The sequence below is a fragment of the Blastomonas sp. UPD001 genome, assembly GCF_003426715.1.
Classification (GTDB): Bacteria; Pseudomonadota; Alphaproteobacteria; order Sphingomonadales; family Sphingomonadaceae; genus Blastomonas.
This window is the reverse complement of the sequence record NZ_QKVT01000001.1, coordinates 1,037,388-1,061,204: the sequence shown is the minus strand read 5'-3', so window position 1 is coordinate 1,061,204 and position 23,817 is coordinate 1,037,388. Positions and strand designations below refer to the sequence as shown.

Annotated in this window: 21 protein-coding genes and 2 tRNA genes; 13 read left to right on the top strand and 10 right to left on the bottom strand. The window is 66.9% G+C overall.

All coding sequences use genetic code 11. The annotated features are described in order from the left end of the window. Nucleotides 1–38: 38 nt before the first annotated feature. From DM995_RS05210 to DM995_RS05200, 3 genes are all read left to right on the top strand, one after another. Nucleotides 39–1,028, top strand: coding sequence for a polysaccharide deacetylase family protein (locus DM995_RS05210; RefSeq protein ID WP_116968717.1), 990 nt, complete (start codon nt 39–41; stop codon nt 1,026–1,028). A 97-nt stretch (nt 1,029–1,125) separates the two neighbouring features. Further along, nucleotides 1,126–1,202 (top strand) — tRNA-Ile (locus tag DM995_RS05205). Between the two features lie 48 nt (nt 1,203–1,250). Further along, a tRNA-Pro gene (locus tag DM995_RS05200) sits at nt 1,251–1,327 on the top strand. 20 nt (nt 1,328–1,347) lie between these two features. On the opposite strand, the gene DM995_RS05195 is transcribed toward DM995_RS05200, so the two are convergent. Beyond that, complete coding sequence (locus DM995_RS05195; protein ID WP_116968716.1) at nt 1,348–2,502, bottom strand: aminotransferase; 1,155 nt, start codon at nt 2,500–2,502, stop codon at nt 1,348–1,350. A 60-nt stretch (nt 2,503–2,562) separates the two neighbouring features. Here DM995_RS05195 and DM995_RS05190 point away from each other — a divergent pair, with 60 nt between their 5' ends. Genes DM995_RS05190 through DM995_RS05180 form a run of 3 tightly spaced genes read left to right on the top strand, consistent with a single transcriptional unit; the run spans nt 2,563 to nt 4,997 of the window. Continuing rightward, nucleotides 2,563–3,294 (top strand): cytochrome b/b6 domain-containing protein, encoded by a 732-nt coding sequence (locus DM995_RS05190; RefSeq protein ID WP_116968715.1) that lies wholly within the window; start codon nt 2,563–2,565, stop codon nt 3,292–3,294. Nucleotides 3,295–3,309: 15 nt separating this feature from the next. After that, on the top strand, nt 3,310–3,981 hold the full coding sequence (locus tag DM995_RS05185) for a response regulator transcription factor (protein ID WP_116968714.1): 672 nt from the start codon (nt 3,310–3,312) through the stop codon (nt 3,979–3,981). Continuing rightward, nucleotides 3,981–4,997, top strand: a complete 1,017-nt coding sequence (locus DM995_RS05180) for a sensor histidine kinase (RefSeq protein WP_116968713.1) — start codon at nt 3,981–3,983, stop codon at nt 4,995–4,997. Before DM995_RS05185 ends, DM995_RS05180 begins: the two co-directional genes overlap by 1 nt. Here DM995_RS05180 and DM995_RS05175 read toward each other — a convergent pair. Beyond that, on the bottom strand, nt 4,994–8,056 hold the full coding sequence (locus DM995_RS05175) for an autotransporter-associated beta strand repeat-containing protein (RefSeq protein ID WP_198669260.1): 3,063 nt from the start codon (nt 8,054–8,056) through the stop codon (nt 4,994–4,996). The two genes, DM995_RS05180 and DM995_RS05175, sit on opposite strands and share 4 nt — an antisense overlap. Before the next feature lie 773 nt (nt 8,057–8,829). Here DM995_RS05175 and DM995_RS05170 point away from each other — a divergent pair. From DM995_RS05170 to DM995_RS05145, 7 genes are all read left to right on the top strand, one after another. Continuing rightward, a complete protein-coding gene (locus DM995_RS05170) occupies nt 8,830–9,975 on the top strand; it encodes a sensor histidine kinase (protein WP_116968711.1) in 1,146 nt (381 codons plus the stop codon). 399 nt (nt 9,976–10,374) lie between these two features. Next, entirely contained in the window at nt 10,375–11,505 is a 1,131-nt protein-coding gene (locus DM995_RS22120) for a cobalamin-independent methionine synthase II family protein (RefSeq protein ID WP_286164929.1), read from the top strand. After that, the gene (locus tag DM995_RS22115) at nt 11,502–11,897 is read left to right on the top strand and encodes a nuclear transport factor 2 family protein (RefSeq protein ID WP_232824076.1); all 396 of its coding nucleotides are present in this window, start codon (nt 11,502–11,504) and stop codon (nt 11,895–11,897) included. The genes DM995_RS22120 and DM995_RS22115 overlap by 4 nt, the downstream gene beginning before the upstream one ends. Nucleotides 11,898–11,941: 44 nt before the next feature. Further along, the gene (locus tag DM995_RS05160) at nt 11,942–12,355 is read left to right on the top strand and encodes a hypothetical protein (RefSeq protein ID WP_198669259.1); all 414 of its coding nucleotides are present in this window, start codon (nt 11,942–11,944) and stop codon (nt 12,353–12,355) included. 134 nt (nt 12,356–12,489) lie between these two features. Then, complete coding sequence (locus DM995_RS05155) at nt 12,490–13,191, top strand: VIT1/CCC1 transporter family protein (RefSeq protein ID WP_116968709.1); 702 nt, start codon at nt 12,490–12,492, stop codon at nt 13,189–13,191. A 657-nt stretch (nt 13,192–13,848) separates the two neighbouring features. Then, nucleotides 13,849–14,211, top strand: coding sequence for a thiol-disulfide oxidoreductase DCC family protein (locus DM995_RS05150; protein WP_116970340.1), 363 nt, complete (start codon nt 13,849–13,851; stop codon nt 14,209–14,211). Then, nucleotides 14,208–15,404, top strand: a complete 1,197-nt coding sequence (locus DM995_RS05145) for an FAD-binding domain-containing protein (protein ID WP_116968708.1) — start codon at nt 14,208–14,210, stop codon at nt 15,402–15,404. The genes DM995_RS05150 and DM995_RS05145 overlap by 4 nt, the downstream gene beginning before the upstream one ends. A 51-nt stretch (nt 15,405–15,455) precedes the next feature. Here the strand turns inward: DM995_RS05145 and lexA are convergent, their stop codons facing one another. The 8 genes from lexA to DM995_RS05105 all read right to left on the bottom strand — a co-directional run bounded on the left by lexA (nt 15,456) and on the right by DM995_RS05105 (nt 23,806). Continuing rightward, on the bottom strand, nt 15,456–16,178 hold the full coding sequence (lexA, locus tag DM995_RS05140) for a transcriptional repressor LexA (RefSeq protein ID WP_023836622.1): 723 nt from the start codon (nt 16,176–16,178) through the stop codon (nt 15,456–15,458). A gap of 86 nt (nt 16,179–16,264) precedes the next feature. Then, complete coding sequence (locus DM995_RS05135; RefSeq protein WP_116968707.1) at nt 16,265–17,467, bottom strand: molybdopterin molybdotransferase MoeA; 1,203 nt, start codon at nt 17,465–17,467, stop codon at nt 16,265–16,267. Beyond that, entirely contained in the window at nt 17,467–17,937 is a 471-nt protein-coding gene (gene moaC / locus DM995_RS05130) for a cyclic pyranopterin monophosphate synthase MoaC (RefSeq protein WP_116968706.1), read from the bottom strand. Before moaC ends, DM995_RS05135 begins: the two co-directional genes overlap by 1 nt. Further along, a complete protein-coding gene (gene trpC, locus DM995_RS05125; RefSeq protein WP_116968705.1) occupies nt 17,937–18,731 on the bottom strand; it encodes an indole-3-glycerol phosphate synthase TrpC in 795 nt (264 codons plus the stop codon). The genes moaC and trpC overlap by 1 nt, the downstream gene beginning before the upstream one ends. Further along, nucleotides 18,728–19,729 carry an anthranilate phosphoribosyltransferase gene (trpD, locus tag DM995_RS05120; protein ID WP_116968704.1) on the bottom strand — a complete coding sequence of 334 codons (1,002 nt, stop codon included), beginning with the start codon at nt 19,727–19,729 and terminating at the stop codon, nt 18,728–18,730. The genes trpC and trpD overlap by 4 nt, the downstream gene beginning before the upstream one ends. Next, entirely contained in the window at nt 19,726–20,346 is a 621-nt protein-coding gene (locus DM995_RS05115) for an anthranilate synthase component II (RefSeq protein WP_116968703.1), read from the bottom strand. Before DM995_RS05115 ends, trpD begins: the two co-directional genes overlap by 4 nt. Beyond that, nucleotides 20,343–21,863 carry an anthranilate synthase component I family protein gene (locus tag DM995_RS05110; protein WP_116968702.1) on the bottom strand — a complete coding sequence of 507 codons (1,521 nt, stop codon included), beginning with the start codon at nt 21,861–21,863 and terminating at the stop codon, nt 20,343–20,345. Before DM995_RS05110 ends, DM995_RS05115 begins: the two co-directional genes overlap by 4 nt. After that, nucleotides 21,863–23,806, bottom strand: coding sequence for a peptidylprolyl isomerase (locus DM995_RS05105; protein ID WP_116968701.1), 1,944 nt, complete (start codon nt 23,804–23,806; stop codon nt 21,863–21,865). Before DM995_RS05105 ends, DM995_RS05110 begins: the two co-directional genes overlap by 1 nt. Nucleotides 23,807–23,817 lie beyond the last annotated feature (11 nt).

Genomic DNA, 23,817 nt, shown 5'->3' with positions numbered 1-23,817 from the left:
CCAAGCCGATCCTTTGCGACGCTGCGAGACATGAGCGAATGACCTTTGCAAGATTGCCGGGCAAGGATGATTTTGTCCGCTTTTCGGCCGATTTCGGCCAGCGCTATCTGGTGACGGTCGATGTCGAGGAAGAGTTCGACTGGACCCGGCCGATCAAGCGCGAAGGCTATTCGCTCGAAGCCGTCGAGGCGATCACCGATTTCCAGAAATTGTGCGAGGATTATGGCGTAACGCCTTTGTATCTCGTCGACTGGCCGATCATTTCCGACCCGCGGGGCAAGGACATCTATGGCCGGCTGGTGCGCGAGGGGCGCGCCGAGGTCGGCATCCAGCTGCACCCCTGGGTCAACCCGCCGTTCGAGGAAGAGGTGACCCAGCGCAACACCTATGCCGGCAACCTGCCCAAGGAACTCGAGCGCGCCAAGTTCATCGCGCTGCGCGATGCGATTACCGAAGCGACCGGCAAGCAGCCGATCGCCTATCGCGCCGGGCGCTATAGCATCGGCGGCGAGACGCTCAACCTGCTGCGCGAGGCGGGGGTGCGCTTCGATACCTCGGTGCGCGCCAATTTCGATTACAGCAAGGCCGAGGGACCCGATTTCTCGCATTATCCGCTCGAACCCTATTGGCTCGACCGGAAGCTCGGCATTGTCGAGCTGCCGGTGACCTCGGTCTATTGGGGGCTGCTGCGGCGCCAGGGCACGTTCTTCCCGCTCGCGCAGATGGCCGGCGTCACCAAGTCGCTGATGGCGCGCGGGCGCCTGCTCGAGCGCATTTCGCTGACGCCCGAAGGCATCTCGATCGACGAGGTGGTGCGCGGCATCGACATCGCGCTCGACGACGGATTGCCGATCCTCAATTTCTCGTTCCACTCGCCCTCGCTCAAGGCCGGCTACACCCCCTATGTCCGCAGGGACGAGGACGTCACCGCGTTCTACGACTGGTGGCACCATGTGCTGTCCTATCTCGCGCAGCGCGGGGTCAAGCCGACCAGCATCGCGGACATCGACGCCAATATCGTGCGCTGAAGGCGGAGTCTGACGCGCCGCAAGGCAGGTCATGCGCTTTTCGCGCTTGCCATGCAGCCCTGCGCTGGGCTAACCGCGCCTCTGGCACAGCCGGGACGGGCCTGTAGCTCAGTTGGTTAGAGCTGGCCGCTCATAACGGCTAGGTCGGGGGTTCGAGTCCCTCCGGGCCCACCAGTCCGTCCGGTACGAGACCACCAGGAACCGGGTACCACCTGGCCGGATCGGGGAGTAGCGCAGCCTGGTAGCGCATCTGCTTTGGGAGCAGAGGGTCGCAGGTTCGAATCCTGTCTCCCCGACCATTTTCAACGATTTCACCCGTTCAGCGCAGCGTCGGCAGCGCGCGGGCCAGGCCGTCGAGCGCGGCCTCCAGCGTCGTGCGGTGCTTGGCGAAGCAGAAGCGGACGAGGTGGGTGGGGGCGCGCTCGGCGTAGAAGGCCGAGATCGGGATCGCGGCGACGCCGGCCCGGCCGATGATCGCCTCGCAGAATGCGACATCGCCGAGCGGCACCTCGGATGCGGCGAGATCGACCGTGACGAAATAGGTGGCGGCCGACGGGATCGTCGCAAGGCCGATGGCGTGCAGGCCCGCGCAGAAAAGGTCGCGGCTCACCTGATGCTCGGCGCGCGCCAACGCGATCCAGTCATCCTGGCTGTTCAGCCCCTCGGCGACCGCCCATTGCAGGTGCGGCGGGCTGGTGAAGGTGAGGAACTGGTGCGCCTTGGCGAGCACGCGCGCGATCGGCGGGGCGGCGCACATCCAGCCGAGCTTCCACCCGGTCAGCCCGAAGATCTTGCCGGCAGACCCGATCTTGACCGTGCGTTCGCGCATGCCGGGCTGCTGCATCAGCGACCGGTGCTGCGCGCCGTCATAAACCAGCGCCTCCCACACCTCGTCGCAGATCGCGATCAGATCGTGCTCCACGCAGGCCTGCGCGAGCAACGCCAGATCGTCAGGATGCGCGCAGGTGCCCATCGGGTTCATCGGATCGTTGAGCACCAGCAGCTTCGTGCGCGGGCCGATGGCGGCTGCCAGGCTGGCAGGGTCGATGCGCCAGGTCGACCGGTCCATGTCGACGATGCGCGCGATGCCGCCCGCGCGCTGGACCAGCGGCAGATAGGCATCGTAGAGCGGCTGGAACAGCAGCACCTCGTCGCCCGGCACGATCAGCGCGAGCAAGGCGGCGGCGATGGCCTCGGTCGCGCCCGAGGTGACGACCACCTCGTCTGCGGCCAGATCGAGCCCTTGGCGCCGCGCGTACCAGCCCGCCACCGCCTCGCGCAGCTCGGGCAGGCCGATCATCGGCGGATACTGGTTCGACCGGTGGTGGAGCGCATCGCAGGCTGCGGCGATCACCGCCGAGTTGATCGGGCCATCGGGAAAGCCCTGGCCCAGATTGATCGCGCCGGTCTCGCGCGCGCGCATCGACATCGCCTCGAAGATCGTGGTCGGCATGTCGCGATACAGGGGGTTCATTGCGTCTCCGTCAGGCTGTCGTCAGCTGTCGCTGCCATACCGTTTGCATAGGAGGCTGTGATGGCAAATTCGACTCAATCCGTGGCTGCGACCCTTTCCGTCTGGGATGCGCCGACGCGGCTGTTCCACTGGTCGCTGGTCGGCGCGATCGCGCTGGCGTTCGTCTCGTCCGAAGAGGGCAGCCCGCTTGGCACCTGGCATATGGTCGCGGGATGGGTGGTCGCGGTGCTGATCATCTTCCGGCTGTGCTGGGGCTTTATCGGCAATGCGCACGCGCGCTTCGCCGATTTCGTCAGGCCCGGCGCGGTGGTGCCGCATGTGCGCGCGCTGATCGCGGGCAGGGTGCAGCGATCGATCGGACACAACCCGCTGGGCGGGCTTGCCGTGCTGGCGCTGCTCGCGGGCACTGCGGCGGTGACCTGGACCGGCATCGGCATGACCATGGGCGGCGGCGACGAGGAATGGCACGAGGCGCTGGCCTTCGGACTGCTCGGGCTGATCGTCGTGCATGTGGTCGGCGTGGTGGTGATGTCGGTGCTGACGCATGACAATCTGGCGCGGGCGATGGTCACCGGGCGCAAGCCCGCGCTGGGCGCGATCCCAAGCCGCGAACCCCGCTCGCGCCGTGCGCTGGCCAATATTGCCGCGCTCGCGATTGTCGGCCTGTCGGTGTTCGGCATCACCCGCTATGATCGCGATGCCTTCCTGCCCGGATCGCGCGAAGGGGCCGAACATGGCGAACACCGGATATTGGCGCACCACCATACCGGGCAGGCCGATGACGGGGATTGAGAGGGGAGCCGTGCCTTGCGCCTGCTGATCGTCGAGGACAATGGCCGGCTGGCAGGCCTGATCGCCGAGGGGCTGGGGCGGCGCGGGTTCATCTGCGATACCGCGCCCGACCTGGCGACGGCGGAGGAATCGCTCGCCAGCGCTGCGTTCGATGCGATCATCCTCGATCTCGGGCTGCCCGATGGCGACGGCCTTGCCTGGTTGCAGCAGCAGCGATCGCTGCGCCAGCTGATCCCGGCGCTGATGCTCACCGCGCGGGGCGGGCTGGAGGACCGGATTGCCGGTCTGGATGCCGGGGCCGACGATTATCTGGTCAAGCCGGTCGATATCGAGGAGCTGGCGGCGCGCGTGCGCGCGCTGCTCCGCCGCCCGGGGCCGCGCGCGATGAACCTGCTGGAGAGCGGCGCCCTGCGCTTCGACCCGGTGACGCGCGAGGCGCGGATCGAGGATCGGGTCATCGACCTGTCGCGGCGCGAGGCCGATCTGCTCGAGCTGTTGATGCGGAGGCTGGGCAGCGTGGTGGTGCGTGAGGCGATCGAGAACGCGCTGTACAGCTTCAACGAACCGGTGACGCCCAATGCGGTCGAGGCGATCGTCTCACGCCTGCGTCGCAAGCTGGAAGAGGCGGGGCTGGCCGGGCAGCTGCACACGGTGCGCGGCGTCGGCTATATGCTGCGGAGCGGATGATGGAGCGCCACACACCCTCGATCTTCCGCTCGCTGGCGCGCGGGCTTGCCATCGTCGTGTCGGGCGGGACCTTCCTGCTGCTCGCGGCGGTGCTGCTCGAATACTGGAGCAGCTTTGCCGCGATGTCCGCGCCCGATGCGCTGCGCGCGGCGCTGCGCGAGATGGCCGAGCATGTCGTGCTGCCAGTGCTGGCGCTCGCCATACCGATGATGCTGGCGATCCATTTCGTGATGCGCCGCGCGCTGCAGCCGCTCGCCGATGCGACCGAGCGATTGAACGCAGTGTCGGACCAGGACCGCAACATCCGCATCGACGATGCAAATCTGCCCGCCGAGATTCTGCCCTTCACCACCGCGGTCAACACGCTGCTCGGACGGCTCGAGCAGTCTGCGGCGCAGCAGGAGGCCTTTGCCGCCGATGTCGCGCACGAGCTGCGCACGCCGCTGGCGGCGATGATGCTCGAGCTCGACGGGATGGAAGGGGAGCAGGCGGCGCGGCTCAAGGGCGATGTCGCGGCGATGCGGCGGCTGATCGACCAGCTGATGCTGCTCGCGCAGATGGACGCGCAGGAAGCCGCGGCGATCGCGACCGACGATATCGATCTGGCCGAGCTTGCCGGCGACGTGATCGCGCGCATTGCGCCGATGGTGATTGCCGAGGGGCGGATGATCGAGCTGCTCTGCGAAGCGCCGGTGCCCCACGTTCGCGGGCGGCGCGAGGCGATTGGCGCGGCGCTGCGCAACCTGATCGACAATGCGGTGCGGGTGACTCCGCCCGCCGGGACGGTCCGGGTGGTGCTCGATGGCAGCGCGTCGGTGCGCGTCGCCGATGGCGGTACGGGGCTGTCGGCAGAGCAGCTGGCCGCGCTGGTACAGCGCACCAGGCGCGCCGATCATGCCAGCCCGCATGGCGCCGGGCTGGGGCTCGCCATCGTCCAGCGCATCATGCAGGTGCATGGCGGGTGCCTGCGCACCGATCCCGATCGGCGATCGCTGATCCTCGATTTCGCTCCCTAGGCGCGCGCCGTCAGGCAGTTGTCAGCTTTGCCGGGCAGGGCCGGTGGCATGGACAACAGGCGGATCATCTTGAAGACCAGCGCGGCGTTGTTGATGATCGAGTTGCTGGCGATCGATCCTGTCGTTCCGCCATTGCCGATCGACAATGTGCCCGCCGTGATCGTGGTCGCGCCGGTATAGCTGTTCGCCGCGGTGAGGTTCAGCTGCCCTGCACCGATCTTCTCGATCGGGCGCGGCCCGTTGAGTTCGGAAATGATCCCCGACAAGGTGGCCGTGCCGGACAGGACCTGAAGCTGCGTGGTGTTCGAATTCACCTCGACAGGCGCGGCGCTGGTCACGCCGCCCAGATAGTCGATCACCGAGCCTGTGGTGCGGATCGTGCCGAAGCCCGCACCCAGATTGGTCTGCACGGAGAGCGTGCCCTGGGCCAGATTGAGCCCGGCGCTGTAGCTCGATGGGCTGAAGCCCGTTCCCAGGATCAGCGTGCCGCTGCCGGTCTTGGTCAGCCCGGAAAGGCCGCCGAGGATCTGGCCGCGCAACGAGACCGTACCGGCACCGCCGAAAGTCACGCTGGAGATCACCGATCCCTGTAGCGGTCCTGCAAGATCTAGCTGTCCAGCATCGGATGTGATGAGCGTGTCGCCGGTGAAGAAGATCGTGTTCAGATGGGTATTGTTGCTCGACAGATTGCGCAGCGCACCCGCGCCGCCTACCCCGGTACCGGCCAGGACCAGGGTGTCGTTGAGCCCCGAAATCCCGGCCTGCAACGCAAGGGTGGCACCGGCGGCAACGGATGTCCCGCTGGTCGCAGAGCCCAGCGAGTTGTTGTTTTCGATGATCACCGAGCCCTTGCGGATGAAGGTCTGCCCCATATAGGTGCTGGAACCCGACAGCTGGATGACCCCATCCCCGTCGATTTCCACGGTACCGGAACCCGAGATGATATTGCCGATACCCATGAAGTTGCTGCGGCTGATCGACAGCGTTCCGCCATTCAGGATGATATTGCCGACACCGAAGAAGCCCGTTGTCCCGTTATTCCCGATCTTCAGCGTGCCGGCAGAGATCGTGGTATCGCCCTGATAGTCGTTGTTGCCGGTCAGGGTCAGCGTGCCGCTGCCGATCTTGGTGATGCCGAGAGCGCCGAAGCCCTGATTATGGGTGATCAATCCGGCATACAGCGTGGAAGTGTTGTTGCCGCCGATCGTCAGGACGGCATTGCCCGCAACCGACCTGCGCACCAGCGCGCCGACAAAGTCACCCGCGAGAGAGCCGATGGTCTCGCTGGCGTTGACCAGCAGATCGCCACCGGAATTGATGTAGACTGGCGCGGTGTCACCGATCGCCGACCCGCCATTCAGCAGAACCGAGCCGGTGTTGATCCTCAATTCGCCGGAAAAATTGTTGTTCCCGCTCAGGTCCAGCGCGGTAAAGATGGACTTGCTGACCGTCAGGCCGCCCGTGCCGCTGATGTTGCCATTCAGCGAAACCCGGCCGCGCCCATCCACTGTCAGCGTATTGCTGCCCAGCGAAATGGTGCCATTGACGTTCATCTGAACGCCATTGGTGGTATCGATGCTGGAAATGGTGCTGTTTGCGCCCAGGGTGAGCCCGTTGATCGAATTGTTCGCGCCCTGGAAGGTCAGCCCGCCGCCATTGAGCGTCACCGGTTCAACGGTCGCAGTACCCATGAGGTGGAGCGTGCCGCCGCTCGCCACCGTGGTGCCACCCGCAGAGGTGCCGAGCGCGGCGGGATTGCTGATGGCAAGCACTCCCTGGCTGACCGTCGTCACGCCGGTATAGTTGCTGGAAGCGGCAAGCGTGAGCGTGCCCGCACCGGTCTTGGTCAGCGTTCCAGCGCCACCGATGATATTGGCGATGGTCACCGGGTTGGCATAGTTGAACAGCAGCGCGCCATCGTTGGCGACATTGCCGGTGCTCAGCGAACTGCCATCGCGCACTTCCAGCGTGCCGCCGTTGATGAACGTGCCGCCGGAATAGTTGGTGGTCCCCGCCAGTACCAGGGTGCCTGCGCCGATATGGTTCAACGTGCCCACACCGGTGACCGAACCGTTCAGGGTCAGCGCGGTGCCCGCTCCGGGGGCGATGCCTCCGGCACCGCTCACCAACGTGACCGTGCGGTTCGTGCCAAACGAAGTGGTCGTGGAGAGGGTGCCGCCATTGAACGTCACGCCCCCGGATGCAGCCCCCAGATTGCCATCGCTCGAAACCTGCAGGGTACCCTGAGTTACCGAGGTCCCGCCCTGATAGCTGTTGCTGTTGCCGGTCAGGACCAGGGTCCCAAGGCCGAGCTTGTTTAGCCCGCCCGCTCCCGAGATCAGCCCGGTCAATTGTCCGGTGATGTTCGTGTCGACGAGGAGCAGCGCCGTCCCGCCGGTCAGATTGAACGGACGATCGGAGGAAAAGGAATTGGCGGTAAAGCGGACGCCAGCCCCGTTCGCGATCGTGACCGAGGTGCCAGCAGCACCGAACGCATTATCCCTGTTCCAGGCGAGCACTCCCGCGTCCACGAATGTCCCGCCGGAATAGGTATTGGTCTGGCAGGGGCCGCCACAAGTGAGGAAGAGCGTTGCGTCGCCAGTCTTGCGGATCGCCCGGGCGCCGCCCGTTTCGGTAATCGCGCCGTCCTGAAAAGAGCTTGCGCCGATGGCCTGAAAAATCGTGACCGGCTTGCTCAGAACGATTCCATCCGCGTTCGAAACACCGTTGAAGACATAATCGCCATCCCCATTGGGGGGCACAAACAGTGGGACATTGTCGCCGCCACCGATCAGCAGCGAGCGGCCGGCATTCGCGGTTGCGAAGCTGGTGACTGTTACCGGCGCAGTGTCGTCATTCGCGCCCAGATCGATCGGACAAAGGTCGCGCGCGGGATCGAGACAGAGGGTGTTGTCGCCAAAGCCGTTGGCAACCGCGCCCGATGTCACCACGGTCTGCGCCTGCGCCTTGCCAGGCGCAACCATCATCGCGCCGCCTGCCAGCGCCGCAATCGCGGGGATCAGTGCAGTGGTGCTGAACAACCCGTGGCGACGCGGCATGGCGCGATCACGACGCTCCGCGCGGCTTGCGCCGCGGTTCCGGATCGACTGCATAAATTCCCCTCAATCTCAGACTTGCAACCAGTTGCGACCCGGTTTGAATCAGCCAGCGAAGGATGCAGTCCTTAGGGCCCTGCCAGCCCGTGATGCGTCGCAGGATCGATCGGGCGGTTGATTGAGGGGGTAGAAAATGCTCGCTCGGCACAAAAAACAGCAGCCACTTCAGCCACTTGCCTGTTTGCGCGCGCCAAAAGACCTGACGCCATACTGCCCCCTCGACTTGGTGGACGCGCCGAGTCGCGCGGGCCAATTTCAATCTCAGTTATGCCAACGTTAGCAAAATGTTAAGATACTTCAATAGCGCAGCAAGCCGTATGCGGGCTTCTGTTTGATCAAGTCGCAGTCGCCCCAAAATTTCACAATTCGCCTCGCGAAGCCCTAAAGTGGCGTCCCGTTGCTCGCGCTTGCGGCACGAATTGTAAAATGAAACTATCGCTCCGGCGCATTGCCTGGCCAAACACTTGCGATTGCCCCCAATCTGAAGATGAAGTGCTGCAAAAATCGCCTCTCGTGCAGTCACGACCTTGTTTCGGACCAGTGGACATCCGGATCGCACCATGCGGTCAGCGTGCAAGGCAGGCGGGGTCGCGGCGGACGAACCGACCAGCGGATTTGCTGTTCGGACGCAGAATGTTCGCTTATGCATCACAGGTTGATGCGGGCGGTGAGCGGCTGCCTATCGCGTTGATTCGATTGAGGCAGGAGCGGGCCGGATGGATCATACCATGGATTATGGCGGCTACATGCCGCACGGCATGTGCCTGTTGTGGGAGCCGTGGCTGGTGCTGCTCTGGGCGGGATCGGACCTGCTGATCTTCCTGTCCTATACCGCGATCCCCATCGCGCTGCTGCGCGTGCTGCGCAAGCGCACCGAGGTGCCGCATGGCGGGCTGGTGGCGCTGTTCGCCTCGTTCATCCTGCTGTGCGGGCTCACCCATTTGCTGGGCATCGTGACCCTGTGGTTTCCGATCTATCCCTGGACCGGTTGGGTCAAGCTGGCCACCGGCATCGTGTCGATGACCACGGCGGTGGTCTTGTTCCGGCTGATCCCCGACATCATCCGCCTGCCCTCGCCCGCATCGCTGGCGGCGGTCAACCAGACGCTGAGCGAGGAGATCGCCGCACACAAGGCGACGCTCGCCTCGCTCGACCGGCAGGTGCAGGAGCGCACGCGCGAGCTCGAACGCGCGACCGCCGCGCTGGCGGTACAGGCGCGCGAGGCGGTGCATCGCAGCGGCAACCTGCTTGCGGTGGTGCATTCGCTGGCCACGCAATCGGCGCGCGGGACCGAGCGGACGAGCGAATTTCTGGAGGCGTTTCTGGGGCGGGTTCGCGCGCTCGCCGATACCACCCGCGCGATCGCGCGCAGCGACCGGTCCTCGGCAGAGCTGGGTCAGCTGGTGAACAGCGGGCTGGAGGTGCTGAGGAGCACCTATGGGCCGCGCATCTCGGTTTCGGGTCCGGCGCTGGCAGTCGACCCGGTGGCGGCGCAGCAGCTCAGCCTCGCGCTGTACGAACTGGCGACGAACACGCAGAAATACGGTCTGGGCGCCTCGGATCAGGTCGACGTCGCCGTGCGCTGGAGCGTCGACGATGGTCGCTTCACCTTTGTCTGGAACGAGCGCGGCCTGCCCGGCGCGGCTGGCGAGGCAGCGCCCAATCCCGAGGGCTTCGGCACCAAGCTGCTCATGCAGATCGTGCCGCGGATGCTCGGCGGCGAGGCGGAGCGCAAGCTGGCCGGAAGCGAGATGGTCTATTGCCTTTCCGCCCCGGTCGATGGGGTGATTGCGAAGGAAACCGATGGCAGCGGCGACCCGCTCGCCGCGCGGATCATCGATACCAGTTTCGGGCTCGACTGACCGCAAGGCGGCGCAGCGCGTGCAGGACGCGCTGCATCGCCCGGAACCCATCTGTGATCGCGCAGCCCAGCGCCTCGCCGTGCCCGTCGGGCAGCGCTCGGTGGCCGCAGGGCATGTCGATTCCGCGCCAAGCGCGCGCCCGCAAGGCCACCTCGCCGATCTGTCGCAAGCTCCGCCCGTGGCCCATTGCCCGAAGCATGGGCCGACCGATCGGACGACCAAAACGGCGCCGTGACACGCTGCGCGCAGAATGAAGACCCTTGCTCGCTCGGCGCGGAGCAGCCCCCGCCACAAGCATTATTGGATCCATTAATGCTTGGAAGCGCGGGCAAGCTGTGCCAGAGCAAGGCGCATCCAGGCCCCGCAACCCGGGGCCCGAACGATCAGGAGAGGAAATGCATGGCCGTTATCGCGACAACACATGTGGGGTCGATGCCGCGCGGCCCCGAGCTCACCGAGCTGCTGCTCGCGCGCGATGCTGGCAAGCCTTTTGACGCGGCGGAATTCGACCGTGCCGTGTCCGATGCAGTGAACCGCTCGGTCGCCTTCCAGCGCGACTGCGGAGTCGACATCGTCAGCGACGGCGAGATGGGCAAGGTCGGCTATTCCACCTACATGATCGAGCGCCTGTCGGGCTTTGGCGGGCATATCGACCGCAAGCCCGCCGCCGACCTTGCCGAGGTGCCCGGTCTGGCAAAGAAGCTGTCGGCGATCATGGGCAGCCAGGAATTCGTGCGCGCCTCGTGCATCGGGCCGGTCAAGCTGGTCACGCTTGAGCCGCTGCACGACGACATCCGCCGCTTCCGCGCCGCGATGGACGCGCATGGCGAGGGTGCGCGCGGGTTCATGAATGCCGCCTCGCCCGGGCTCATCACCGCGTTCCAGGTCAACCGCCATTATCCCAGCCACGAGGCCTATCTCGCCGATCTGGCCGATGCGATGCGCGAGGAATACGAGACCATCGTCGCCGCCGGGTTCGACCTGCAGCTCGACTGCCCCGATCTCGCGATGTCGCGCCATACCGGCTATCAGGACCTGAGCGAGGCGGACTTCCTCAAGGTCGCCGCGGCCAATGTCGAGGCGCTCAATGCCGCGACCGCGAACATCCCGCCCGAACGGATGCGGATGCACATCTGCTGGGGCAATTACGAAGGCCCGCACGATCACGACATCCCGCTTGAGCGGGTGGTCGATATCGTGCTCTCGGCGCGGCCGGGCACGGTGCTGTTCGAAGGCGCCAACCCCCGGCACGAGCACGAATGGACCGTGTGGCGCGATGCCGCCATCCCCGAGGACAAGGTGCTGGCGCCCGGCGTCATCGACACCTGCTCGAACTATGTCGAGCATCCCGAGCTGATCGCGCAGCGGCTCGAGCGCTTCGTCGGGATCGTCGGCGCGGACCGGGTGATCGCCAGCACCGATTGCGGCTTCGGCACGTTCGCAGGCTATGGCAAGATCGACCCGCTGGTCACGGCGAAGAAGCTCAAGGCGATGCGCGAGGGCGCGGATATCGCGGCGGCGCGGCTGTGACCCCGGCGGAGCGGCAGGCGATCGAATGGGAATGCGCGCGGCTGGTCGCGCTTTATGCCAACCTCAACGATGCGCATCGCTGGGAGGATGTGGTCGCGCTCTATCATCCCGACGGGCTGATGACGCGCCCCACCGCGCCCGATGCCGAGATTCGGGGGCACGAGGCCATTCTCGCCGCATTCAAGGCGCGTCCGCCGCGCACCACGCGGCATTTCTGCAGCAATGTGGTGATCGACGTCGAGGACGCGGAGCATGCCAGGGGTGAAAGCGCGATCCTGCTGTTCACCGGCAGCGGAGCGCCGCTGGTCGGATCGTTCCTCGACCGTTTCGTCGCCACCGCCCAAGGCTGGCGCTTCCTCGAACGGCGCGGGTCGCTGACCTTCCAGCCCTGAACCGGGCTCAGTGCCCTGCGGGCGCTGGCCTGGCCGCGAAGATATTGCCCGGCAGCCTCGCCGCCAGCACCACGGTGATCGCAAGCAGGCTGGCGATCACGGCAATCGCCACCGTCGAGGGCGACCGCGCGGGCAGCGAGGCGGCGGCCGCCGCTGCCGAAGCGATGGCGGTGGCGTTCGACGTGCAGGAAATGGCCGATACCGATGTCGTCCAGGCCGATGCCGCCTGGTCCGCCTGGCAGCGCAGCCGCGATGGCGCCAAGGCGCAAGTTGCCGCTGTGCTCAAGCTGCGCAAGGGCTATGATCTGGGCGCGATCGATCTGGCCGACCTGCTGCTCGCCGAGCGCCAGACGCAGGACATGTTCCGCGCGGAGGTGCAGGCGCGCACCGAGGCGCTGCGCGCGATCACGCGCATCCTCATCGACAGCCACAGCATCTGGATCAGCGACGAACTCTAGAGTGATTTCGAGTGAAATGGAACATTTCACGGCTCGGAAATCACGGTAAAACAGAAAGTTAGACCCAGCTTTTGATTCCATCAAAGGCTGGGTTTAAGCAATGGTGCCGCCGCGGCACGCTCAGGGGAAAGACCATGCCAAGAGTACCGATGCATGCCGAAAGCCACCAGATCGCACGGATCGGCTGGCTGCGCGCCGCCGTGCTGGGTGCGAATGACGGGATCGTCTCGACCGCCAGCCTGATCCTCGGCGTCGCGGCCTCGGGCGCGGACCGGCAGGCGCTGCTGGTCGCGGGCGCGGCGGGGCTGGTCGCGGGCGCAATGTCGATGGCGGCGGGCGAATATGTCTCGGTCAGCAGCCAGTCGGATACCGAGGCGGCGGACCTGGCGCGCGAGCGGGCGGAACTGGTCGACGATCCGGAGTTCGAGCGCGCCGAGCTGGCGGCGATCTATGTCGGGCGCGGGGTCGATCCGGCGACGGCGGATCTCGTGGCGGAGCAGATGATGGCGCACGACGCGCTGGGCAGCCATGCGCGCGACGAACTGCACATTAATGATCTGACCGCGGCGCGGCCGCTTCAGGCGGCTCTGGCCTCGGCGCTGACCTTCACGGTCGGCGCGCTGCTGCCGCTGTTGCTCGCGGGTCTGCTGCCGATGGGGTCGATGGTGGTCGGCGGGGCGGCAGGATCGATCCTGTTCCTCGCGCTCCTGGGCGCGATCAGCGCCCGGGCCGGGGGTGCTCCGGTGGCACGTCCCGTGATCCGCGTCGTCTTCTGGGGTGCGCTGGCCATGGCGCTGACGGCGGGGATTGGCAGGCTGGTCGGCGCTGCGGTGTAGTCGGGCCTCAGGTCGGTCAGACGACGACGCCAGGGCCGATGCTGGCGGCGATGAAGACGACCGACGAGATGGCGGCGAGAGCGGTGGCGATGACGTTCATGATGGTGGTTCCTGTGTGGACGCTGGCTGGAGCGGTGTCGATCAGACGATGATGCCGGGGCCGACGCTGGTGGCGACGAGGATGACCGAGCAGATGGTGGCAAGAGCGGTTGCGAGAATGTTCATGGGGAAGGTCCTTTCGATTTCGGTGTGAGGTGCGGGCTGCCGATCAGGCAACGACGCCGGGGGCGACGCTGGCGGCGATGAACAGGCTGGAGGTCAGGATCGCGAGGGCGACGGCGGCGATCTGGCTCTGGGCGTTCGAGAAGAGGGTCATGATGGTGTCCTTTCGTTTGTATCTGGTGGTTCCGAACCGTTCGTCCGGAGATGCCAGATACACTGCACAGGCCGTGCCAAACCGAAAAAGGGTAGGAATTACAGTGGAATAGCTTATTTGAGAGGCTCGCTCGACATGAACGGATGCTGACTGTTGGGAAAATTTCCCATTAATCGGGATCGGTGGATGCCGGATATGGCCCCATTTGCGAGGGCGCATCCGTTGCGACAGCTCAGCGCGTATCTATCTCGACCAAAGACGAACCATATGGGGTGGCGCGCGTGCACGGGAACAAGCTGGAAGTCTGGTACGATGGCGCGTGCCCACTCTGCACCCGAGAGATCGCGCTCATGCGGCGGCTCGACCGGCGCGGGGCGATCGCCTTTATCGACGTATCGACGCCCGGCGGCTCTTGCCCGCTCGACCGCAAGGCGCTGCTCGAACGTTTCCATGCGCGCGAGAAGGGCGTGATGCTCTCGGGCGCGGCGGCCTTCGCGGCGATGTGGCGCGCCATTCCATTGCTGCGTCCGCTCGGCCTCATCGCGCGCTGGATGCCGGTGCTGGCGCTGCTCGAACGGGCCTATCTGCGTTTCCTGAGGATCAGACCACGTCTGCAAGGCCTTTTCCGGGAGCGCCGGGCATGAACGGACTGTTCGAACCGACGCGCGCCGCCGGGCTCAAGCGGATGCAGGATTTCGTGCCACGCGCTGGTCGCACCTATGCCGAGGGGCGCAACAGCGATCTCGGGCCCGACCGGCCGAGCGCGGTGTCGCGGCTCTCGCCCTGGCTGCGCTATCGCCTGCTGAGCGAGCAGGAGCTCTGCGCGGCGGTGCTCGAGCAGCATTCGCTCGCGGCGGCAGAGAAATATGTGCAGGAAGTGCTCTGGCGCACCTATTGGAAGGGCTGGCTGGAGATGCGGCCCGGCATCTGGACGCGCTTCCTCGCCGAGCGCGACGACCAGCGCGAGCGGCTGCGCAATGTCCGCGCGCTCGAACAGGCGGAGGGGGGGCGCACCGGAATCGAGGGTTTCGACGACTGGGCGCGCGAGCTGGTCGAGACAGGATATCTGCACAACCACGCGCGCATGTGGTTCGCCTCGGTCTGGATCTTCACGCTGCGGCTGCCCTGGACGCTGGGCGCGGATTTCTTTTTGCGCCATCTGGTCGATGCCGATGCGGCGAGCAACACATTGTCCTGGCGCTGGGTCGCGGGCCTGCAGACCGCGGGCAAGACCTATCTCGCCACCGACGACAATATCGCGCGCCATACCGGCGGGCGGTTTGCGCCCAAGGGACTGGCGAAGAGGGCCGAGCCGCTGACCGAAGCGCCGGTGCCAGCCGCGTCACCGCTGCCGCAAGCGGGGTCCGCCCAGGGCGCTCCGGCGCTGCTGCTGGTGACCAGCGAGGACATGGCGCCCGATGCGGCGCTCTGGCGCGGAGCCGATATCCGGGGCATTTGCATCGCGGCCGATCCCGCTTTGCTCTGGGGCGACAGGTCACGCGGCTTCGTCGCCGAGGCGGCCCGCGACATGGCCGCTCTGCTCGGCGAGATGAGTGCCGGGCCGGTGAAGCAGGTCGATGGGCTGGACGCCGGGGCGGTCGCGCAGGCGGCACGCGCCGCCGGTGTCAGCCGGGTCATTACGCCTTATGCGCCGGTCGGCCCGGTAGCGGCGCGGCTGGCGGACATCGCCAGGGCACTACAGGGCGAAGGGATCGAACTCGTCCAGGTCCGCCGCGACTGGGACGAGACCTTCTGGCCGCACGCGCGCAAGGGGTTCTTTCCGTTCAAGCAGCATATGGGGCGGCTGCTCGAGGACATGGGGCTCACGCGCACCTGAGACGGCGCGTGAGCAAAACGGGCCCGGCGCGCGCCGGACCCGCGTTCGGCATCAGTGATAGCGGCGCAGAAGGCCTGCCAGCTTGCCCTGCACCTGCACCTCGTGCGGCGCGTAGTACTGCGGCGCATAGGACGCATTGGCGGGATCGAGCCGGATGCGGCCGTTCTCGCGGCGCAGATATTTGAGCGTTGCCTCCTCGCCGCGCACCAGCGCGACCACGATCTCGCCGTCGCGCGCGGTTTCGGTGCGCTTGATCAGCGCGAAATCGCCGTCGAGAATGCCCGCCTCGACCATCGAATCTCCCGACACTTCGAGCGCATAATGCTCGCCTGCACCGAGCAAAGCGGCGGGAACGGGAAGGATCTCGGTGCCCTCGAAAGCCTCGATCGGCGCACCGGCGGCGATGCGGCCGTGCAGCGGGATCTCGAGCACATTGCTGTTCGCCGGTTCGGGCAACACCGCCTTGCGCACCGCGTCCATGCTGACGATATTGCTCCTCGCGGCGTCGGCGCGCGCGGCGGCAGCGGCGGCCAATTCCTTCTCGCGCGGCTTCACGCTCGCCTCGGGCAATTTCAGGATTTCGAGCGCGCGCGCGCGGTTGGGCAGGCGGCGGATGAAGCCGCGTTCCTCGAGCGCACTGACCAGCCGGTGCACGCCCGACTTGGACTTGAGATCGAGCGCTTCCTTCATTTCCTCGAACGACGGCGAGACGCCATCGGCCTCCAGCCGTTCCTGGATGAAGCGGATCAGGTCATGTTGCTTGCGGGTCAGCATCGCCGATGTTCCTTTCTGCGCCGAACCTACGTTCGAACGAATACGGAACAATTACGAAACAAAGACGGTCAGGTCAAGACCTTGTGTCAAGTCGGCTGCGCAAGCGCGATATAGTCGATCGGTTCGCCCGGTTGGACGGCGGCTGCATGCGCGGGGCGCACCACCAGCGCATCGGCCCGGTGCAGCGCGAGCAGCGCGCCGCTGTCCTGGTTGCCGAGGCGCACCAGCCGTCCGTCATGCCAGCGCGCACGCACAAAATCCTGGCGTGGGCCGTTGGCGGGGAAGGGATCGCCTGCGATTGCTTGCGAGATCACCGGCACAAGTGCCTGATATCCCAGCATCTGGCGCACCAGCGACAGCAGCAGCAGCGTCGCGGTGACATAGGCCGACACCGGATTGCCCGGCAGCCCGAGCACGATCGCATCGCCCAGCTTGCCTACCATCACCGGCTTGCCCGGCCGCATTGCGATCCGCCAGAAATCGACGGCGCCGCCGCCATCGGTGAGCGCGGGCTGGATGAGATCGTGATCGCCCACCGATGCGCCGCCGGTGGTGACGATGATATCGGCCTGGCTGTGCTCTTGCAGCGCGGCCGTGATCGTCGCGCGGTCATCGGGCAGCAGCGGCGGGACGATCAGATCGCAGGGAAGGCCCGCGAGCAGCGCGGCGAGCATCACGCCATTGCTCGCCGGGATATGCGCGGGCGAGGGGAGCGGTTGGCCCGGCGGCACCAGCTCGTCGCCGGTGCTCAGGATCGCGATGCGCGGGCGCGGAAACACGCTGAGCGCGCCATGCCCCGCCATCGCCGCGAGCGCGATCAGCCGTGCATCAATGATCGCGCCGGCGGCGGCGAGCAGCGCTCCGGTCGCGAAATCATGCCCTGCGCGGCGGATATGCGCGCCAGGCGCCGCAGGGCCATCGCCGGTCAGCGTCAGCCGGTCGCCGTCGCGCGCGACATCCTCCTGCACCACCACGCAGTCGGCGCCGTCGGGGATCATCGCGCCGGTGGAAATGCGCGCGGCCTCGCCTGCGCCGATCGTGCCTGAAAAGGGCCGCCCCGCCGCGCTCTCGCCGATGACTCGCCAGGGGCCGGGCAGGTCCGCGCTGCGCACGGCATAGCCGTCCATCGCGGACAGATCGGCGGCGGGCTGGTTGCGCTTCGACAGCAGAGGCTCGGCCAGGGTCAGGCCGGTCGCGTCGACCAGCGATAGCGTAACGGGGGGACGGGGTGCAGCAAGCGCAAGCAGGCGGTCGCGCGCCTCGTCGAGCGCGATCAGCCCGCCCGCCATCAGCCGGCGGTCCAGTCGCCCGACTTGCCGCCGCTCTTGGCGAGCAGCCGCACGGGTCCGATGACCATCGCCTTGTCGAGCGCCTTGGCCATGTCGTAGATCGTCAGCAGCGCGACGCTCGCGGCGGTCAGCGCCTCCATCTCCACGCCGGTCTTGCCGTTGGTCCGCACGCGGGTCTCGACGCGCACGCCGGTCTCGACATAATCGAAATCGACCGAAACGCTGGCGATCGGCAGCGGGTGGCACAGCGGGATCAGGTTGCTGGTCTGCTTGGCGGCCATGATGCCCGCGATGCGCGCAGTGCCCAGCACGTCGCCCTTCTTGATGTCGCCCGCGCGGATCGCGGCGATCACCGCCGGGGCCATGGCGATGACGCCCTCGGCCACCGCCTCGCGAACCGTATCGGGCTTGGCCGAGACATCGACCATCTGTGCCGCGCCGGTGGCGTCGAGATGGGTGAGCTTGTCCATCAGGCCGCCGCTCCGGTGAGCAGCTGTCGCGTCGCGATCGTCACGTCGGGCTGGCGCATCAGCGATTCGCCGACCAGGAAGCAGCGCACCCCGTGCCCGCTCAGCCGGGTGCAGTCGGCATGACTGTTGATGCCGCTTTCGGACACCGCGATGCGGCCTTCGGGGATCATGCCGACCAGCCGCTCGGTGGTGGCGATATCGGTGACGAAGCTGCGCAGGTCGCGGTTGTTGATGCCGATCAGCGGCGAGCGGAGCTTGAGCGCGCGCTCCATCTCGGCATCGTCATGCACCTCGACCAGCACGTCCATGCCATGGTCGATCGCGGCGCTCTCGATCTCGGCCATGGTCGCGTCGTCGAGCGCGGCAACGATGATCAGCACCGCATCGGCACCGAGCGCGCGGCTTTCGGCGACCTGCCAGACATCGACCATGAAGTCCTTGCGCAGGCAGGGCAGGGCGCATGCAGCGCGCGCGACGACGAGATAATCGTCATGCCCCTGGAAATAGGGCTCGTCGGTCAGCACCGAAAGGCACGCCGCGCCGCCGGCCTGATAGTCTGCGGCATGCGCGGCGGGGTCGAAATCGGCGCGGATCAGGCCCTTGGAGGGGCTCGCGCGCTTGATCTCGGCGATCAGGCCGAAGCCCTCACGCGATTTTTCCAGCAGCGCGCGCGCAAATCCGCGCGGGGCGGTGGCAGCGGCGGCACGACGGTCGAGCTCGGCCTGCGACATCAGGGTCTTGCGCCGTGCGACCTCCTGCCGCTTGACCTCGCAAATCTCTTCCAGCTTGTTCATGCGGCGGCTTTCGTGAAATCGATCCAGCAGTTGAGCAGCGCGTTGGCGAGCCCCTTGTCGATAGCCTCGGCGGCTTCCTCGGCCCCTTCGGCGAGGCTTTCGACCTCGCCCGCGATCAGCAAGGCGGCGGCGGCGTTGAACAGCACCGCATCGCGATACGGCCCGGTCTCGCCCTGGAGCAGGCGGCGCAAGGCAGCGGCATTATGCGCCGCATCGCCGCCGCGGATCGCCTCGATCGGGTGCGTCGGCAGGCCGGCATCGCTGGCCTGCCAGCGCTTCATGATGACGCCATCGGGGCCGATATCGGCGACCTCGTTGCCGCCCGCCAGCGACAGCTCGTCGAGCCCCTCGTCGCCCGAGACGATCAGCGAATGTTCGGTGCCCAGCATCTCGAGCGCCTCGGCATAGACATGCACATAGCCGGGCCGCGCGATGCCGATTAGCTGACGGCGCACACCGGCAGGATTGGCGAGCGGCCCCATCAGGTTGAAGATCGTGCGGCGGCCGATCTTCTGGCGGATCGGCTGGATGCGCCGCATCGCCGGATGGTGGTTGACCGCGAACAGGAAGCAGATGCCGATCTCGGCGAGCGACTGTTCGGCCGAGGCACCCGCGGCGGCCATGTCCATGCCCAGCACCTCGAGCGTATCGGCCGCGCCCGCCTTGGACGAGGCAGCGCGGTTGCCGTGCTTGGCAACGGGGACGTCGCACGAGGCGACGACCAGCGACACTGCGGTCGAGACGTTGAGCGTGTGATGCCCGTCGCCGCCGGTGCCGCAAACGTCGATGGCATGGGCGGGCGCGGCGATCGGGATCAGCCGGTCGCGCAAGCCCTGCGCGGCGGCGGCGATCTCGATCGCGGTCTCGCCGCGCTCGGACAATGCAATCAGGAATTCGGCAATCGCCTCGTCGCTCACCGTGCCGTCGAGGATCGCCGCAAAGGCCTCGGCGGCGGTATCGCGGCTCAGCGGATGCGCGGTATCGGGCAGCCTGGTCATGCGAGCAGGTCCTCGCGCATCGGCTTCACCTCGAGCCCCGCCAGCGTCATGAAATTGGCGAGCATGCGGTGGCCGTGCTCCGTGGCGATGCTTTCGGGATGGAACTGCACGCCATGGATCGGCAGCGTCGCATGACGGAAGCCCATGACATGCGCGGTCTCGCCCGGCTGGGCCTCGACGCGCGCGTTGACGATCATCTCCGGCGGCAGGCTCGCCTCGGGCACCACCAGCGAATGGTAGCGCGTGGCGAGAAAGGGCGAGGGCAGCCCCTGGAACAGCCCGCTATCGTCATGCACCACCGGCGAGGTCTTGCCGTGCATCAGCCCGCCACGCACGACCTCTCCGCCGAAATGCTGACCAATCGACTGGTGGCCCAGGCACACGCCGAGCAGCGGCTTGCCCGCATCGGCGCAGGCCGCAACCAGATCGAGCGAGATGCCCGCCTCGTTGGGCGTGCACGGGCCGGGCGAGATCAGGAAGGCCTGCGCATTGGTCGCCAGCGCCTCGCGCGCGCTCAAGGCATCGTTGCGCTCCACCCGCACGTCCGCGCCCAGCTCCATCAGGTAATGGACGAGATTGTAGGTGAAGCTGTCGTAGTTATCGATGACGAGGATCATTGCCCGTATCCCGGTTCGCTGGCGAGGCGGACGGCTTCGCGCGCGGCGGCGAACAGCGCGCCGGCCTTGGCTTCGCATTCGCGCTGTTCATATTCGGGCACGCTGTCGGCGACGATGCCTGCGCCCGCCTGGACGTGCATCGTGCCGTCGCGGACGATCGCGGTGCGCAGCACGATGCAGCTGTCGACCGATCCGTCGGGCGCGAAATAGCCGACGCCGCCGGCATAGGCACCGCGCGTCTCGGGCTCCAGCGACGCGATGATCTCGCACGCGCGGACCTTGGGCGCGCCGCTGACGGTGCCGGCGGGGAAGCCCGCGAAAAGCGCGTCGATGGCATCGCGGCTCGGCTCCAGCGCACCCACCACATTGCTGACGATGTGCATCACATGGCTGTACTGTTCGACCGTGAAGCTGTCAGTGACGCGCACCGTGCCCGCCGCCGCGACGCGGCCGACATCGTTGCGGCCCAGATCGAGCAGCATCTGATGCTCGGCCAGTTCCTTGGGATCGGCGAGCAGGCTTGTCCGGTTTTCCAGGTCTTCCGCCGGCGTCTTCCCACGCGGCCGCGTGCCCGCGATCGGGCGGATGGTCACCTCGCCATCGCGCACGCGCACCAGGATCTCGGGGCTCGATCCGATCAGCGCGAGGCCGGGCAGGTCGAGGAAATACAGGAAGGGCGAGGGGTTCACCCGGCGCAGCGCGCGGTAGAGCTCGATCGGCGGCAGCGCGAACGGCGCGGTGAAGCGCTGCGCGAGCACCACCTGGAAGATGTCGCCCGCCTCGATATAGTCCTTGGCCTTGAGCACCATCTCGCCATAGCGGCCCCACGCGAGCACCGGCTGCGGCGTCAGGCTTTCCGGATCGAGCGAGGCGTCGCGCACCGAGGCGGGCAGGGGGGCGTGCAGCGCGCGTTCGGCCGCGTCGAGCCGCTCCTCGGCGGCGAGCATCGCCTGATCGGGATCGCCGCTGCCCGCCCAGATCGGTGCGATCAGGAACAGCTCGTCCTTGAGCCGGTCGAAGATCAGCAGCACCGTGGGGCGCACGAAGAGCATGTCGGGGAGCGCCAGGTCCGATTGCGGTGCGCGCGGAAGCTTCTCGACCAGGCCGATCGTCTCATAGCCGAAATAGCCGACCAGGAACGCGAGCGCGCGCGGCAGTTCGGGCGGAACGTCCATCCGGCAGGTCTCGGCCAGCGCGCGCAGGGCATCGAGCGAGCCCCGTTCGCAGGGCGCAAACGCCGCGCGATCGGTTGCCCAGCGCGCATTGATCTCGGCAGAATGGCCGGAGGCGCGGAACACCAGATCGGGCGCGAGGCCGACAAAGCTGTGCCGCGCGCGCGTCTCGCCGCCCTCGACCGATTCGAGCAGGAAGTCGCCGCGCTCGGGCTCGATCAGCTTGAGCGCTGCTGAAACCGGGGTCTCGGTGTCGGCGATGCGCCGCCGCCAGATCAGCGTCGATCGGCCCGCGGCCAGCGCTTCGGCGGCCTGTTCCCTGTTCTGGCTGGAAAGGCCCGCCATCAATTTTCCCGATTGCGACCGGTCAGCTGGTCCTTCACCCGCTTGATGGCTTCCGGATTGCGCTTCACATTGGCCTGGGCCTTCAGCGCGGCGAGCAGCTGCTGGCCGTATTCGTCGGCCATCACCTGGCCAAGCTGCTGCTGGGTCGCCGCCATCAGTTCGGGCACCTTGCTTGCATCGCCGCGATTGATCTTGGAGAGATGCACCACGAACCAGCCGGTGCGGTTGGGGCCTTCGAGCACCTTGGTGGTGCCTTCGGCCATGCTGAACAGCAGCGCCACCGGCGGCGGCACGCGGCCCTGTTGCTGCATGATCGTCTGGCGGTTGGTGGCGATCTGCTCGATGCCCGGCAGCGGGACGCTTGCGCCGGCAACCGCCTTTTGCAGCGCGGCGGGCGTGCGCGACGACCTGGCGATGCTGTCGGCCAGCTTGCGCGCCGAGGCGAGACCCTGGGCGAGCGCCCAGTCGGCGGCGACGCGCTGGCGGATGCTGGCGAGCGGCGGCGGCGCAGCGCGCTTGATCTCCTGCACCTCGAACACCGCGAATTCCTTGCCCTGCTGCACCTCGACCAGCTGCGGCTCGGCGTCTTCCTCAAGCCCGAAAGCAACGGGGAGGATCGCCTGATAGGCACCCGTGGGCGCGAAGCCGGGCTGGCCCGGCGCCTGGCCATTGGCGAGCAGTTCGGGGCTGACCTGCAGCTCCAGCTTCTCGTCCTTGGCGATATCGGCCAGCGAGGCACCATCGGCGATGCGGTCTTCGACGTCGGCAGTGAAATCGGACACCGTCTGGCGCAGCTTTTCCTGCGCGATCTCGTTCTCGAGCAGGTTGCGCACCTGCTCGATCGAACGCCCGGCGATCGCGCTCACGCTGTCGACCCGCACGACATGCCAGCCGAGCGGCGAGCGTGCAGGCGTTGCGACCTTGCCCGCGCCGGTGGCGAACACCGCGTTGGCGACGGCAGCCGAGGTGCTCCTGGTCAGGTCCTGCTTCGACTGGAGGCCGAGGTCGATCGGTTCGAGCCCCGCATCCTTCGCCGCAGCGGCCATGCTCGCGCCACCGTTGATCTTCGCGGCGATCGCCTTGGCAGCGGCCTCGGTCGGCACGATCAGCTGTTCGACATCGCGCTTCTCGGTCGCGGCAAATTCGGACGCGCGCTTCTTGTACAGCGCGGCGATCTCTGCGTCGCTGACCTTGACCCGATCACGGAAACGGTCGGTGGTGAAGGTGGCGAAGCGTAGCACGCGGCGTTCGGGAATGCGGTAGCGCGCGGCGTTGCTGGCGAAGAACTTCTGCAGCTGGGCGTCGGTCGGCGCGGTCCTGGGGGCAAAGGCGGCGGACGGCACGAAGGCGATCTGCCCCTCGCGGCCTTCGAGGATCAGTCCGGCATAAGGCAGCGCCATCTGCTGCGAGAGCTTGGCGCCGAATGTGGCGGGCAGCAGCAGCTGGTCGGAGAGCAGGCCGCGACGGATGTCCTCGCGCACGCGCGCTTCGGTCAGCCCCTGCTGCGCGAGCGCGTTGCGAAACAGCGTCTCGTCGAACCGGCCATCGGCGCCCTTGAATGCCTGGATGCCGGCGATCTCGCTATCGACCAGGCGCTTGCTCGCGCCCAGGCCGATGCTGTCGGCAAAATTCGCGGTCGCATAGCTGCCGATCATCTGTTCCAGAATGCCGTCGATGCCGCCCTGGGCATCGAACGCGGCCATGTCGAGCTGCGGGTTCTGCTGGCGGAACTGGTTGAAGGCATTGGTGACGGTGTTCGAGAACTCGCCGGTGCCGATCTCCTCGCCGTCGATCTGCGCCACGCTCTCGCTGCTCACTCCGCCAAAGCTCGCGCCGCCGGTGACATCGGACGCCGCAAAGGCAACCGCGATCAGTGCGAGGAAGATCAGGCTGATGACAACCCCGATCCTGGAATTGAAGAACGAACGGAAAAAGGTGATCATCGGTCAGTCCG